At 36.7% G+C, this 14,172-nt stretch carries 16 protein-coding genes; 9 read left to right on the top strand and 7 right to left on the bottom strand.

Going from position 1 to position 14,172, the window contains the following annotated elements:
- The first annotated feature begins 259 nt into the window (after positions 1-259).
- The 3 genes from SLH51_RS23625 (at position 260) to SLH51_RS23615 (ending at position 2,194) form a co-directional block, all read left to right on the top strand.
- Positions 260-1,108 carry a DUF2268 domain-containing putative Zn-dependent protease gene (locus tag SLH51_RS23625; protein WP_335964035.1) on the top strand — a complete coding sequence of 283 codons (849 nt, stop codon included), beginning with the start codon at positions 260-262 and terminating at the stop codon, positions 1,106-1,108.
- 22 nt (positions 1,109-1,130) lie between these two features.
- The gene (locus SLH51_RS23620; RefSeq protein WP_335964034.1) at positions 1,131-1,355 is read left to right on the top strand and encodes a YuzI family membrane protein; all 225 of its coding nucleotides are present in this window, start codon (positions 1,131-1,133) and stop codon (positions 1,353-1,355) included.
- A gap of 95 nt (positions 1,356-1,450) precedes the next feature.
- Complete coding sequence (locus SLH51_RS23615) at positions 1,451-2,194, top strand: YjbA family protein (protein WP_335964033.1); 744 nt, start codon at positions 1,451-1,453, stop codon at positions 2,192-2,194.
- A gap of 390 nt (positions 2,195-2,584) precedes the next feature.
- Here SLH51_RS23615 and trpS read toward each other — a convergent pair whose 3' ends face one another.
- Positions 2,585-3,577 carry a tryptophan--tRNA ligase gene (gene trpS, locus SLH51_RS23610; RefSeq protein ID WP_335964032.1) on the bottom strand — a complete coding sequence of 331 codons (993 nt, stop codon included), beginning with the start codon at positions 3,575-3,577 and terminating at the stop codon, positions 2,585-2,587.
- A 197-nt stretch (positions 3,578-3,774) separates the two neighbouring features.
- Here trpS and SLH51_RS23605 point away from each other — a divergent pair, with 197 nt between their 5' ends.
- The gene (locus tag SLH51_RS23605) at positions 3,775-4,890 is read left to right on the top strand and encodes an MGDG synthase family glycosyltransferase (protein ID WP_335964031.1); all 1,116 of its coding nucleotides are present in this window, start codon (positions 3,775-3,777) and stop codon (positions 4,888-4,890) included.
- 39 nt (positions 4,891-4,929) lie between these two features.
- On the opposite strand, the gene SLH51_RS23600 is transcribed toward SLH51_RS23605, so the two are convergent.
- On the bottom strand, positions 4,930-6,021 hold the full coding sequence (locus tag SLH51_RS23600) for a class II aldolase/adducin family protein (protein ID WP_335964030.1): 1,092 nt from the start codon (positions 6,019-6,021) through the stop codon (positions 4,930-4,932).
- 2 nt (positions 6,022-6,023) lie between these two features.
- Entirely contained in the window at positions 6,024-7,262 is a 1,239-nt protein-coding gene (locus SLH51_RS23595; RefSeq protein WP_335964028.1) for a zinc-dependent alcohol dehydrogenase, read from the bottom strand.
- A gap of 164 nt (positions 7,263-7,426) precedes the next feature.
- Between SLH51_RS23595 and SLH51_RS23590 the strand changes: the two genes are divergently transcribed.
- Positions 7,427-8,305 carry a diacylglycerol/lipid kinase family protein gene (locus SLH51_RS23590; RefSeq protein WP_335964026.1) on the top strand — a complete coding sequence of 293 codons (879 nt, stop codon included), beginning with the start codon at positions 7,427-7,429 and terminating at the stop codon, positions 8,303-8,305.
- A gap of 56 nt (positions 8,306-8,361) precedes the next feature.
- Here the strand turns inward: SLH51_RS23590 and SLH51_RS23585 are convergent, their stop codons facing one another.
- Together SLH51_RS23585 and SLH51_RS23580 are read right to left on the bottom strand one after the other, a co-directional pair.
- Entirely contained in the window at positions 8,362-8,517 is a 156-nt protein-coding gene (locus tag SLH51_RS23585; RefSeq protein WP_335964024.1) for a hypothetical protein, read from the bottom strand.
- Positions 8,518-8,756: 239 nt separating this feature from the next.
- Positions 8,757-8,924: a hypothetical protein gene (locus SLH51_RS23580; RefSeq protein WP_335964022.1), complete on the bottom strand. Its 168-nt coding sequence runs from the start codon at positions 8,922-8,924 to the stop codon at positions 8,757-8,759.
- An 89-nt stretch (positions 8,925-9,013) separates the two neighbouring features.
- Between SLH51_RS23580 and SLH51_RS23575 the strand changes: the two genes are divergently transcribed.
- A complete protein-coding gene (locus tag SLH51_RS23575; protein WP_335964021.1) occupies positions 9,014-9,568 on the top strand; it encodes a TlpA disulfide reductase family protein in 555 nt (184 codons plus the stop codon).
- 229 nt (positions 9,569-9,797) lie between these two features.
- On the opposite strand, the gene SLH51_RS23570 is transcribed toward SLH51_RS23575, so the two are convergent.
- Together SLH51_RS23570 and SLH51_RS23565 are read right to left on the bottom strand one after the other, a co-directional pair.
- Complete coding sequence (locus tag SLH51_RS23570; RefSeq protein ID WP_335964020.1) at positions 9,798-10,781, bottom strand: sodium:calcium antiporter; 984 nt, start codon at positions 10,779-10,781, stop codon at positions 9,798-9,800.
- A 317-nt stretch (positions 10,782-11,098) separates the two neighbouring features.
- Positions 11,099-11,635 (bottom strand): HD domain-containing protein, encoded by a 537-nt coding sequence (locus SLH51_RS23565; protein ID WP_335964019.1) that lies wholly within the window; start codon positions 11,633-11,635, stop codon positions 11,099-11,101.
- A 174-nt stretch (positions 11,636-11,809) separates the two neighbouring features.
- On the opposite strand from SLH51_RS23565, the gene trhA reads away from it, so the two are divergent.
- The 3 genes from trhA (at position 11,810) to SLH51_RS23550 (ending at position 14,080) form a co-directional block, all read left to right on the top strand.
- A complete protein-coding gene (trhA, locus tag SLH51_RS23560) occupies positions 11,810-12,454 on the top strand; it encodes a PAQR family membrane homeostasis protein TrhA (protein ID WP_335964017.1) in 645 nt (214 codons plus the stop codon).
- Between the two features lie 132 nt (positions 12,455-12,586).
- Positions 12,587-12,817: an excisionase family DNA-binding protein gene (locus SLH51_RS23555; protein WP_335964016.1), complete on the top strand. Its 231-nt coding sequence runs from the start codon at positions 12,587-12,589 to the stop codon at positions 12,815-12,817.
- A gap of 69 nt (positions 12,818-12,886) precedes the next feature.
- Positions 12,887-14,080, top strand: a complete 1,194-nt coding sequence (locus SLH51_RS23550; RefSeq protein WP_335964014.1) for a putative glycoside hydrolase — start codon at positions 12,887-12,889, stop codon at positions 14,078-14,080.
- The last annotated feature ends 92 nt before the right edge of the window (positions 14,081-14,172 follow it).

The following is a 14,172-nucleotide window of genomic DNA, read 5'->3' as shown; positions in this document are numbered from 1 at the left end:
TAGGCATAGAAAAAGCTCCCCCAAGGTAAACAGATTTTTATTTTTTAATCTGTCTACCTTTAGGGGAGCATATCATATTGATTATCCTAGCCTTTATTGTTTACTAAATTATTATTGGATTCAGAATTCCTTTCTTTCGTTCATCATTTTGCTTCTTAGGCTCATGATGAAATATTGAATAAATATAAAAAACAAGGTAGAAATTGGTTCATTATAGACAAACTCTTCATATAGTAATAATAAGGAGGGGTGTCATCATATGGGGGTTGTAAGAACAGATAAGTGGTTACGTGCCTACAAAATTAAATCGAAAAAAACAAAAACATTAGAAGAACAGTATGACTGCCAACGTGATGTTATCACCAGACCACTGTGTGAAGTATTTTCAACAAAAGACGAAGCCGGTCTTCATCAATACCTTTTGCAAATGGGATTATTTCGGCCTGGCCAATCCATTGAATTAGTATATGACAGGTGGAAAGAGACGTCCCCCTGGGCGATTGTTCAACAGCAATTTCAAAAACTGAAAGAGAAATGGAATGGTCCAGATATTAAAATTTATACTCTTCCAATGAATGATGACAATACATTTCTTAGTGATGAATTAGGTGGGAAAACTGGTTTGTCATTGCCGCATGCCATCATTTTATTTATTAAGGCAAATGTAACAAAAGAAGATTTACTTGCTCTTATTACACATGAATACCATCATGTATGTCGTTTACAAACAATAAAACAACCTGAAGATTCGATGAAGTTACTCGAATCACTTGTCATGGAGGGGCTGGCTGAATTTGCCGTAAAAGAAGAAGTAGGCCCTCATGCATGTGCAGCATGGACATACCGGTATGATCATGTTTGGAATGATGTTTGGTTTGAAAGGTGGATTCGTCCCAATTTGCAATTGAAAGGAAGAAAAAATCATCATCCGTTTCTTTATGGAAGCAAAGAAGGAGGTATTCCTCTATGGTTAGGGTATTATACAGGTTACAAAATTGTTAATACTGCTACAACCCAAAGGGATACAACATCTAACTTATTAGGTTTATCTGCTGACCTGATTTTTGAACGTTCAATTTTCACTGTAGGAGAGGAGCGAAACTTATGATAGCCGTTTGGCGTGATAGCTCATGATTCGATTGTTTTTTTTAATGGTTGGTTTTACATTGGCGGTTGTAGGTGGTGTGAGTATCCTTGCTTATTTAAATTTATTAATAGCAGGGTATCAATTTTCTGCTTATTTACTATTTTTAATTGAAAGAATTGAATTTTATTTGTTCTTAATCGGTGTTGCGATGATCATTATTTCAATAATATTTCCCACAAAACGTAATCGCGATCGGAAAAAATCATGAATAAATTTGGAATGAATTGAGAGAGTGTGGAATAAACTGGTTGTCCCCTGCCTATACTGTGGATACAAAGCGAATTACAGTGAGGGGGGTTCTCTATGGTCCATATCAGGGACGTATGGGTCAATTGGTTCGAAGGTGAAGAGAATGGTTACAATGTTTGTGAGTTTCATGAATGGCGTAGTGATGATCGGATAGAAGTGTTAGATCAAGCGATCCTTGTATTTGTAAGCGTAGAACTGTTCCATTACATTGAAAATGATTTATCTGATTTACCAGAACCATTATTATCTGAGGTCCATCAACAAAGCTACCTTCGAAAAAATATGTCGCGTATCCAGCTTGATTATTGTTTTATTGCAACAGATGGTGAAAGAATTATTGCAATTGATACAATGGGGTACAAAACCCCAATTCGAAAAAGTCGATTAACCCCAAGACAAGAACAAATGGTTTATGAACAATTGAAGCAAAATCAATTTACACAATTCGAGATGGTTGATCATGTAGAAAAAGAGTATCATATTCTTTCGCCCCATCCAGAAGATCTTAATGGTCTAACGAGAAAAGAACGTCAATTAAAGCAGTTATTATACATGGCGTTAGATCAACTTTATTCAGCAGGTACCGATGCTGAGGTTCGATACTGGTATACAGAATGGAGCCCGAATGACTATGTTAGAATTCAAATGCTAACGAGAGATGAAGCATGGGAACAACTTTATTCAGAAATACGTTCAGGGTGGACTGACAGACATCTTCAATTATGCGAAGCAATGGTGAGGGGACAAGCTTTCTTTGAAAAACTCTGGGAGCTTGAACACGGAGCTAGTGTTAAATAATGAATAGTTTGTGAACAAGTATAGGACATAACTTAAAAATGCATACTAATGCCTAAGAAATAGCCAAACGTGCTTTTTCTTAGGCATTTACAATGATTCAGAACTCTCCTATAATATATGAAGAACTGTTGATTGTAAGAGGAGGGGAAACAATGGATAACTTTGCATATACTGTAATGCAAATCCTAACGGTTGTATTACTTGTAGGAACACTCGGACTTTCATTTTTCGTCGGGAAAATTATGAAAAAAAACGCAGGATACTAGAAACAAAAAGGACGGTGTTTTTCCGTCCTTTTTTATTTTGACCGGAAAAACATAGAAAAAAACTCACTCATATGAGCGAGTTTTTTTGTTCTTCCTTTGCTTTATATTAAAATAACTCAATAATTTATTTACGCTTTTTGCGTCCTAACCCTATGGCGCGTTCCGCTTTTTCCATCATGCGAGAGGCTACATTGTGTGCCTTGTTGGCACCATGGTCTAAAATGTCATCAAGTTCCTCTGAATTAATTAGCTCATAATAACGTTCTTGGATTGGACGCAATGTGTTAACAACAACCTCGGCAAGGTCTGATTTAAAGTCGCCATATCCTTTTCCGATGTAACGTTCTTCAATTGCTTCAATCGTTTCACCTGAACAGAGGGAGTATATTGAAAGCAAATTAGAAACAGCTGGTTTTTCAGCACGGTCAAAACGGATGGTACCTTCTGTATCTGTAACGGCACTTTTGATTTTTTTTGTGATCGTTGCAACGTCATCCAGCATGGAAATATAACTTTTCGGGTTTGGGTTTGATTTACTCATTTTCTTAGTTGGGTCGTTTAATGACATGATACGAGCGCCGACTTTTGGAATTCGAACCTCTGGAACCGTAAAGATATCGTTATATTTTTTATTAAAACGTTCAGCGAGATCACGTGTAAGTTCAAGATGTTGCTTTTGATCTTCTCCAACAGGAACAATATCAGTTTTATAAAGAAGAATATCAGCAGCCATAAGTGGTGGGTAGGTGAGCAAGGCCGAAGACACGGCTTCCTTTCCATCTGATTTATCTTTAAATTGAGTCATTCGTTCAAGTTCGCCAATGTAAGATACGCATTGCATTAACCAACCAAGTTGCGCGTGTGCCGGCACCTCGGATTGAATAAAAAGAGTTGCTTTCTCATGATCAATGCCGACTGCTAAGTATAATGCTGCTAAGCTGCGAATGTTCTCTCGTAACTTTAATCGATCTTGCGGAACAGTAATTGCATGTTGATCGACAATGCAAAAATAAGAATTGTAATCATTTTGCATATCAACAAAGTGTTTCATCGCTCCTAAATAATTGCCAAGAGTTAACGTACCACTCGGTTGAATCCCTGAAAATACGGTTTTCATTCTTGTCATTCCTTCCATTAACAATAGTTCAAATTGTATATACACCAAATCATATCAGATTGTTTGAAAAAAAAATAGGTAATCGTTCGTTTGTTTTGTGCTTCGGTTTTTTTAAATAAGATAATGAATGTTCTTTAAGAAAAAGTTAACACTAACTTTATCATGTTGTATATGATTCAAGGAAGTGAGGTTCGCTTATGAGTCAAATAACCATTTTTTCTGCCTCAATAGGAAATGGTCATAACGAAGCTTCGAAAGCTTTGAAAGAGCAGTTTGAACTACAAGGCGAAACAGTTACTATTGTTGATACTTTCCATTGCATCCATCCGATATTACACAAAACATTTTTGGAACTTTACTTACGGATGATAAAAAAAACCCCACGTTTATGGGGAAGGTTATATCGATATAGTGAGGAATATTCGTGGTTTTTGTTATTGGATCAACTCGGAACATTTTTTTGTGCGAGGTTGAATTCGATTATAGATATGCAAAGAACTACTGTCATGATTTCAACTCACCCATTTGTTACTGCTTTTTTAGCAAAACTAAAGAAAAGGAAAAACTTGTCTTTACCACTTTATACAGTAATAACAGATTTGTATCTTCATCCGGCTTATGTAAGACCAGAGATTGATGGGTATTTTACTGCTTCTCCTCATATCGATCATTTTGCCTTTGAACATAATTTGCCAGTTGAACAGTTGTTTTGTACAGGTATACCAATTAAAGAGACACCAGATATAAATATTCCAAGATGGAAGATAAGGAATGATTTAAAGCTACAACCTGATGAAAAAACGGTGCTTATTACAGGTGGAGGGTTAGGTCTTAGTAAGTACGAAGAAATTTTGCATTCCCTAGAATCGATTCATGAAAAGCTACAAATATTATGTATGACAGGAACAAATAAGCGAGTTGAACAGAAAATTAATGAATATGATAGTAAGCATCGTATTCATGTCATCCCCTATACAGAACAGTTTACGAAGTATTTGCGGGCGAGTGATATTGTTGTATCAAAAGCAGGTGGACTAACCATGTCTGAGGCGCTTGCTTGTGAAACACCGATCTTAATTTACCAACCGGTTCCAGGGCATGAAGAAGATAACGCACAGTTTTTAATGGACTTTGGAACAGCAGTTAAAGCTGAAAGTATTGAAGAAATATCAGAGCTTTTGCAGGGGATTTTATTTGATGAAGAGACATACAAGCAGCTAGTATTAAATGCGAAAAAACTGAAAAAGCCAGATGCGGCAAAGCATATAGCTCATGTAATTAAACAATTAGTTCGAACAGAACAAGTTCTATAAAAGGGTGACATTCAAATTAGAAGGTCACCCTTTTATATTTTAAGACATTGGAACTTGGCGCTGGATTTTTCCTTCAATTCGATTGAAAATATTCTCAAGTGATGGACCTGTAATTGTTAATCCATGATTTTTTAAGCCGATAATGGTTTCTGAAGGATTGTCAGATTCTCTAATTAATGAAGCAACTGTTTCGGCGAGTTCAAGTGTACCACAAGGATAATTGATTTCTGTTGCTTGTATACCGTCCATCCAAGCGTGAACATGAACAATGGCACCAACATCGGGATGCTCTTTATAAATCATCCAATGTTCAATCGCATCAACTGATACTCGTTTTGGGGTTACATTCGGCGGGATGCTAACTTCGATATGATTCTCGGTATTATTATATCCTTTAATATAAAGGATATCTCTTCCGATTTCCTTCATATTCGCTTTATTAATTCCACTTGCACTCATCCAAAAATGATCTTCATCACTTCTTGCACTTAAGTTCCCATAACTTAAGCCACCAAGACCATAAAGTTTATTTAAGTGGCGCATGTCTCTTTCACTTAAATACTGATCTAATGGAAATGGAGCAGGGAGTAAATCCATATCATCTAGTTTCTTGCCAGATTGACTTAATTCAGTCGTAACTCGATCACCTTTCCAAAGTTGTTTAGGGAGATCTTCAGAAAATTGATTGTCAATGACCAATCTAGAGCAAGTTAACGGCTCTAGGCGCTTGTATATTTTGTCTAGAAATTCCTGTTCATCATCACCTTGATTAAACGTGAGCGAATAACAGCCTTGCTCAGGAGTTAAAAAATGGACATCTGTCTTGCCAAAACGGTGATTCACATACATAAAATGGTTGGCTAAAGAGCGAATGAGAAAAGGATACACTTCTGTAAAAAGATCATAAGGTTGTCCATTGCTTTCAAGCACAGCAACAACAAATGTTGCTTGTGCTTTACGACGAAATGGCTTGATATTGTCTTCAGTTACAAAATGAAAGACGAGTTTAAGAGGATCATCTGGATTATCTGTATACGTAAAACCATTCTTTGAAAAGGTTGACACTAGTCCTTTTGATAATTGTTGTAGAAAGGGACTAGTTGCGTTTGAACTTAACATAAAGTTTTTCATAGCTAACCTCCAACAGTAGTTTGATCATGGTTGAAAATAACTTTCAAAGCATTTTCACGGTTTCTTTTCGTGATCGTATTGAAAGCTATTTTATAGTCATGAAGAGGGTATTGATGGGTAATAAGAGGTGATAGATCAACTTTTCCTCTTTTCATTAATTCAATGGCAATTTGAAGAGTATTCATTCTCTGCCCTTCAAACTCGTTTGTACTATAAGCAAAGCAACCTTTAATCGTTAATTCGTTTAACCAGACAGTCGTCCAATCAATTTGTTTCATAATACTAGCCAACCCAAGTAGAACAACCGTCCCGCCGCTTTCGGAAAATCGAAGAGCATCTGTAACACTTTTCTTTTTTCCGACACATTCATAAACAATATTTGCGCCTCCTTGAATGACTTCTGGACCAAATAAAGGCTTTAAAGTCTCCGCGCCAAGAGCATCAGCTGTATTAGTCACATAAGATTCATCTAAATATAGTACATTATCTGCTCCAAGCGTTTTTGCCATTTCACCTTGGAAAGGATGCTTAACTAATATAGAAACGTTGCATGAAAAATCAAGTGCTTTAATCGCAGCAACAACAGAGAGTCCGATTACCCCTGCTCCAATGATTAATACTTTGTCTTCTGCTTTGGGTGGATTACGTAATACAGCATGTAACGCGCAACTGAAAGGTTCAATTAATACTCCGTTAAGGTCATTTACTTCATCTGGCAGAGGGATTATTTGACTTTTATGGGCAACAAAATAAGGACTCCAACTACCTCCCGTATCCTTGCAAGCTCCTATCAGTAATCCTGATTCTACTGATCCTTTTGTTTTTTGTTGGCATAAGCTTTCGTCGCCTCGTTCACATGCAGGGCATAGATTTAACCCCCGGCTTTCGCAAGATAAAACTGGATTGACAACAACTCTTTGCCCTTCATGCAGATGACTAATTTTTTTCCCTACTTCTGAAATTTTGCCAACTGCTTCATGTCCGATGGTGAAAGGAAAGGAAACATACGGAGAGGTAGTTGGACTGTCATGAAGAAACAATAAATTCATGTCACTGCCACAAATGCCACCATATTTTACTTTGATTTTTGCCCAGTCGTCATTTGGGAGTGTCGGTTCTTCTGTTTCTCCCCATATCAGACAGGAAAAAAGTGGGTTCCAATGAACAGAAGGAAACCAGCGACCGATTGTTTTCGTAAATATATACTTTGGAATAGTAAAATTAAATTGCAATGCATTCATCTCTATCACCTCCTTACGTATATATGGCAGAACGTACTTAATTACTTGTAATTTGTGCAAAATAAAGTATATTATTCATATTTTTCCTTTAAAATTGGAATGAATATCATCGTATATTGAGTAGACTATTGGAAAGACTACGAGCAAAAAGGAGCGTGTGGCACTTGTATTATTTTCTTGTTAATCGAACTTCGGGGAAAGGACGCTCTGTAAAAGTTTGGATTGAAATTGAGAAAATGTTGAACGAAAAGAACGTAGAATATGATGTTTTAATTACGGATACCAAAGACGACGTAGTAAAGTATCTTACTAAATTGCTACAATCTAAAAAGAATATCACCGCAGTTGTAGCACTAGGAGGGGATGGAACGATCCATGAAATCATGAACCAACTGATTGGAACTTCGGTGCCTTTTAGTGTGATTCCAACAGGATCAGGAAATGATTATGCAAGAGCACGCGGAATTACAAAAGATTATGTTAAAGAAGTTGAGAAATTATTAAAAAATGAACAAAAGAAAATTGATTTGTTAGAGATCGGTGACCGACATTGTATGACAGTTGTAGGCATTGGATTCGATGCAAAAGTAGCAGATGAAGTAAACAAAATGAAAATGAAAAAATGGTTTGGAGGAATGGCTTATTTTCTAACTATTTTAAAAGTACTCTTAACGTATAAGCCATCATCTATTCGACTTACGTTAAATAATGAAGAGAAAGTTTTCGAGAAAGTATGGTTAATTGCGATTGCTAATCACGCATTTTACGGTGGGGGGATAAAAATCTGTCCTAATGCAATGAGTGACGACGGAAAATTAGATATGTGTATCATTCATAGCCTTCCTAAATGGCGGTTACTATTTATACTTGCAAATGTATTTGAAGGGAAGCATGTTTCAATGAGCGGAGTTGACTATATTCAAGTAGAATCAATTCACGTTGACAGTGACGAACCCCTTTACGTTACGGCTGATGGTGAAATGATGGGTCAAACTCCTACTGCTGTTTCTATTAAAAAGGATGCCTTTCATGTCATGCTATAACCAAAAAGATCTAATCGTAAGTCCGTTACGATTAGATCTTTTTGGTGACATGTCAATTAATTTATAGAAGGTTTTGATTCAGATAAAGGCTCCAGGCTATCTTGATTCTTGGTCGCTTTCTTGTCTTTATGCATATCTTCGTACTCTAAAATAAAGAGGAGATCTAAAAATTGATAGCTAAATTCCTTAACTTTCGCTAGCAGATGATTCATAAATATACCTCCTTGTTTAGAATTTGCTGTACAAATAATATGTACGAAACTCAAAGAAAACATGCAAGAGGGTGTTCAAAAAGGTGGTTTTCCTTTTTGAACACCCTCGTAGCAATGAGCGAAGCCGATGCAGGGTTTTAAGTAGGGGTTTCTTAGACCCTGCGCGCATCGAGAGAAGCCATTGCCTAAATGAAAAAAAGGTGGTTTTCCTTTTTGAACATCCTCTATTACACGTTATCTCAATCAGTTTTTCTTCGTTCTAATAACCTTAAAATCCATAAGACTACATTAATAATAGCTAGGACATAAAAAAGCCAAGAGATGGTCGTATCATTTTGATAAGATATGAATACAAAAATAACGAGTGAAATAACAGCAATTAACTGCATTATTTGAATTTTGGACAAAGCATTTTCCTCTTTTCGCATGATTTTGGTCATTTGGACATACGCTACATTATAACAATCTTGAATTAGAACGAAAAGAGGCGTGATCCATGAAAAAGAAGCAAGCGTTTTACCGAAGTATTCTGATCTTTCTTTTATGTGGAGTTGGGTTTATGTATAGTCAATCTGACAGTGTGTTTCAACAATTAGAAGAGTCGGTTGCTGCATCTATTCAACCAGGAGTACAAGTCGGGCAAGAAGCTCTTCCTATTGAACTGACAACTCTTAATGGACAGCAAGTTTCACTTGATGACTATATCGGACAGCCTATAGTACTAAATTTCTTTGCGACATGGTGTCACCCTTGCCAAGAAGAAATGCCAGTGATTGTAGAAATGGAAAAACGGTTAAAAGAGAAAGGTGCAACTTTTTTAGCTATTAATATGACGAGTCAAGAAAAAAGCAAAGCAGAGATAAAACCATTCCTTCAGCATTTTCGGGCATCCTTTGATCCACTACTCGATGTAGATGGAGAAACAATGAAAAAGTATCAAATTATTGGGATACCTACAACCATCGTCATTGATGAACAAGGTGTGATTATCCAAAGAATAAATGGAGGGTTAACATTTGATTTAATGGAGGATTTAGTTTTGTTTCAATAAAGAGTGCATACAAAACATCGAGAGTGTTTGAAAGGTTCATTAGACTTGTTTCAAGTGAAGCCACTGAAAAAGTCCGCTATGAGTAACCCTACTCATAGCGGACTTTTTAAAATCAGAAAACGGCAATGCTCATTGCTTAAAGTCCACTGAAAAAGGTAAAAAGCAACCTTTTTTCAGTAGCTTCTTTCAAACACCCTTTGTTATTTCTAGTTAAAGTGAAGTTTATGCTCTATTGTATGAAAATTAGGTAAGATGAAACGAAATAGAGAATAACGAGAAATAATGATGGCAAAGCATATCGAATGGTTGACTCTCTAGGTTTTCGGATTAGTGCATATAGGATAACGACTGATAATATGCCAACTGCTGCAGCAGTAATTTGATGAACGTTAGAAACAGCAGCAATAATTGAACCTTTACGGTAGAATATATCAGAAGCTCCTAAGATTAAAATGTTAAATAAGTTACTACCTAAAATTGAACCAATAGCTAGGTTGAAATTTCGTAACTGTAAAGCTACAAGTACAGCAATTGCTTCTGGTAATGAAGTAGTTGCAGCGATAAGGAAACTCCCTACAAAACTCGCTCCAAGACCCGTTATAACTGCGATTTGATCCCCTGTTACAGTTAACAACGTTCCGGCCCCCATAATCACTAGTGCTGCAATAACAAATCCAATAATAGCTCGTTTTAAAGGAATGGCTGACATATTGTATTCTTCTGGCTCTGAAACGGGTTGTTGCACGTTCTTTTTGGATAGATAAGATACAAGCCACATGCCAATGCCGTAAATCGTTATTAAAACCCAGATGTCTATGCCGATTCCTAGGAGTGCATAATCAAGCTTTATGGAAAGTGCTAGCAGAGAGACGACGGCCAACAATAACCCAATACTTGCTGTGTAAATATGTGATTGCTCAGCGTTTTTAAATATCTGCTGCTTACGAAAATACAAGTCGAAGCTAGCAATGATTAACAAATTAAACATATTACTACCAAACACATTTCCGACTGCAATATCAGGACTGTCAAGTACAATAGCAGACACGCTAGTTGTAACCTCAGGTAGCGACGTGGCACCTGCAAGTAAGAGGGTGCCAACGACCATACCTCCTAAAGATGTCTTTTCTCCAATGGTATCAGCATATGTAGACAACTTAATGGCAGCTAAAACGGTGATAATAGCAGCTACAATAAAGCCAATAAAGACCATTTATAAAATTCCTCCCCCAAAAAAAATTTAACACAAAAAAGACCCTTTTATGAAAGTCTGCCCTTAAATCGAGACTCTCATAAAAAGGTCTTGCGTACTTTGAAAGAATCAAAGCTCAACGAACCGAGTGAGTTACTCACTGTAATGACGGCTCATTGACCAATTGGTCGCTACTCCCCTTTTTAGGGTATTTAATTGTCTTTATCTTCAATGTAGCATGAGTTTACCTGTAACGTCAATTCAATTTTATACATGTTGACTCGAACCGAACTATCTTAACTAGTCCACAGAAATCGTAGTTAGAGTCAACATAATATTTACATTGATTGTTCAAGGTAATCCAGATTAAGTTGTGCTTCAATTTTCTTATCAAGCAATTGAAGCATGCGCCTAGCTCGCAAATCAGAAATAGTACGGTAATGATGTTCGCCTCCTGGTTCTTCATCGGCTTCGTCTGCCATAGCAACAACGTGCTGAAGGGGATTAAGTTCCAAATAGCCATTTGGTAAGTAAGAATCAGTGTGTAGCAAAATTGCTAAGGCGATCTCTTTTGCTGTACGAGGGTGCTCACCAAGACGTATGAGTAACTTATGAGCTCGTTCAGAGCCTTTAATGGCATGAATATCATATTCTTTATATAAATCATAATCCCATTTTCCATCCCGGTACCAAGTGTAATGCCCGATATCGTGAAGGAATGCAGCCTTCGTTGCACGGTCAGGGTCAACTCCTTGTTGAGTGGCTAAACGAAATGCATGATAAGCACAAGCAACCGCATGAGCCATCCCGGAGCGTTTCACATATTTTTGTGTAATCGGGTGATCGAACAATTGAACTAATGTAACATGTCTCACGTCACATTCCTCCTTCATATTATGGTTGTTAAGAAATCTTCCTGTAAAAAAGTATATTTCAACTATTATATAGATTTACTGTCAAGAAAGCAACTATTTGTTTGAAGAATGGGCTAGAACCTATTGGGTTTTAGGTGTATAATGAATTAAAGGAAGTTTAGAAAGGAGTTTTCCATGGCAACAACACATACATTTTCTAAAGGCGAAGAAATAGCCAACGCGATTACACATGGTATTGGAGCGTTACTAAGTGTTGTGGCGCTTGTTTTACTTGTTGTTTACTCAAGTATATATGGCTCAGCTTGGCATGTTGTAAGTTTCACGATATATGGAGTAACGATGCTTTTACTTTATTTTTCTTCAACAATGGTTCATGCATTTCCAAAAGGAAAAGTAAAAGATTTATTTGAGATCTTTGATCATGCTTCAATTTATTTGTTTATAGCAGGTAGTTATACGCCCTTATTGTTTATTGTCGTACAAGGAACACTTGGATGGACATTATTCGGTATTGTTTGGGGGATAGCTACTATTGGAGTAGTCTTTAAAATTTTCTTCGTGAAAAAGTTTTTATTTATGTCCACCATTTTTTATATAGCGATGGGGTGGCTTGCGATTTTTGCAATTAAGCCAATTGTTGAAACCCTTCCCCCAGCTGGAACTGCCTTGCTATTTGTTGGAGGTATATGTTACACAGTAGGAACGATTTTCTATGTGTGGCGAGGATTTAAATTTCACCATGCAATATGGCACCTTTTTGTTCTTGCTGGGTCGATCTTTCATTTCTTTCTAATAATGCTTTTTGTATTACCAATATAATCCTAAAAGCAGAAGCTGACTATGTAAGACAGCTTCTGCTTTACTTTTTTTGTTTTTATATTTACTTACTAAGATAATCTAATGATGACAACATTTGACTAATAACGTTATAATTTGGTGGGAGGGAATAACATGTATGTGACCATTTCAGAGCTGGCGGCGTATTTAGAACTACCAGAAGACTATATTCATCATCAAATAAAGCGCGGACAACTAAAGACGGTATTTGATGGAGAAAATTATTTGGTGAATCGTGAAAACTTCTTATGGCATAAAGAGCAGCTTGATCTTAAGCGAAAACAGTTAGAACTTGAAGCGGAGGAGCCTATCCCAGAAGATTGGGATGCTAAAGATGAAGATTAATACATACAATAAAAATGTGAACACAAAACCAAAAGAAAAGGTTGTGAGACATACATGAGGAGAAATTTGATGTTTGTGCTCATGCTTTGTATCTTTGGCTTCGTTGTGGCACCATTTTCTGTACAAGCAGAAGAAACAGAGTCGAACAAGGCAAGAGACCATCAACATAAGGAAGTAACGAAGACGAAATTAGATTTGCCTGACCAGGTAGCTCGATTTGAATATGACACAGGGTATTCTTTTATCTATCCAGAGGACGGGGTGCGGGGGATTTACGTAACAGGAAACTCTGCGGGAGGGCAGCGTTTTACTTCATTGCTCGAGTTGATCAATTCGACTGATTTGAATGCGATGGTAATTGACATTAAAGATGACCATGGTTATTTAACTTATCGTCCAGATAATGACTCACCATTTTTCGATATTTCTAAAAATTTTATTGGCAGCACTGAACAATTGATGGAAACATTAGAGGAGAATGAAGTGTATCCTATTGCTCGTATTGTTGTCTTTAAAGATACAGTACTAGCTGAGAAGAAACCAGAGCTTTCGTTTAAAGAAAATGGAAAAATATGGAAAAATAATCGTGGGGAAGCATTTGTGAATCCTTTTTTGAAAGAAGTATGGGATTACAACATTGCTATTGCAGAAAAAGCTGCAAAAATAGGGTTTAAAGAAATACAGTTTGATTATGTTCGTTTTCCGGAAGGGTTTGAACGTCGCGATGAAATCCTGGACTACGATACTGGAGATTATAAAGAGGGCGAAGACAATATAAAAAAAAGAGTTGAGGCGGTTACAGATTTTGTCGCTTATGCAAGGGAGCAATTATCTCCTTATAATATAGATGTTTCGGTTGATATTTTCGGGTATGCAGCGACGATTACAGAAGCACCTGGAATAGGACAGAATTTCTCGAAGATTTCAGAGAATGTAGATGTTATCTCATCAATGATTTATCCAAGTCATTGGACACCTTATTTTGGAATTTCTAAACCAGATCTCCATCCGTATGAATTAACAAAAGAATACGCGAAGGTAGAAAATGAAGTGTTAGGAGCATTAGACGATCCGCCAGTTTCTAGACCTTGGATTCAAGATTTTACTGCATCATGGTTAGGTTCAGGGAACTACAAGAGTTACGGTAAGGAAGAAGTGGAAGCTCAAATTCGAGCGCTAAATGAACAAGGAATCGATGAATTTTTACTTTGGAATGCTACAAATCGGTATACTCAGGATGTTAACTATAAGCCAGTGAATTAAGAAAAGAGGGCACTGAAAATAATATGGTACCTGTAGTTAGGACACTTGAAAAAGAGTGTTTTATCTACAGGTATTTTTTTATATACTTGAAT

This window comes from Halalkalibacter kiskunsagensis (genome assembly GCF_037027555.1).
GTDB classification, from domain to species: Bacteria; Bacillota; Bacilli; order Bacillales; family Bacillaceae_D; genus Halalkalibacter; species Halalkalibacter kiskunsagensis.
The sequence above is the reverse complement of the archived record's forward strand: the minus strand, read 5'-3'. Positions and strand labels throughout refer to the sequence as shown.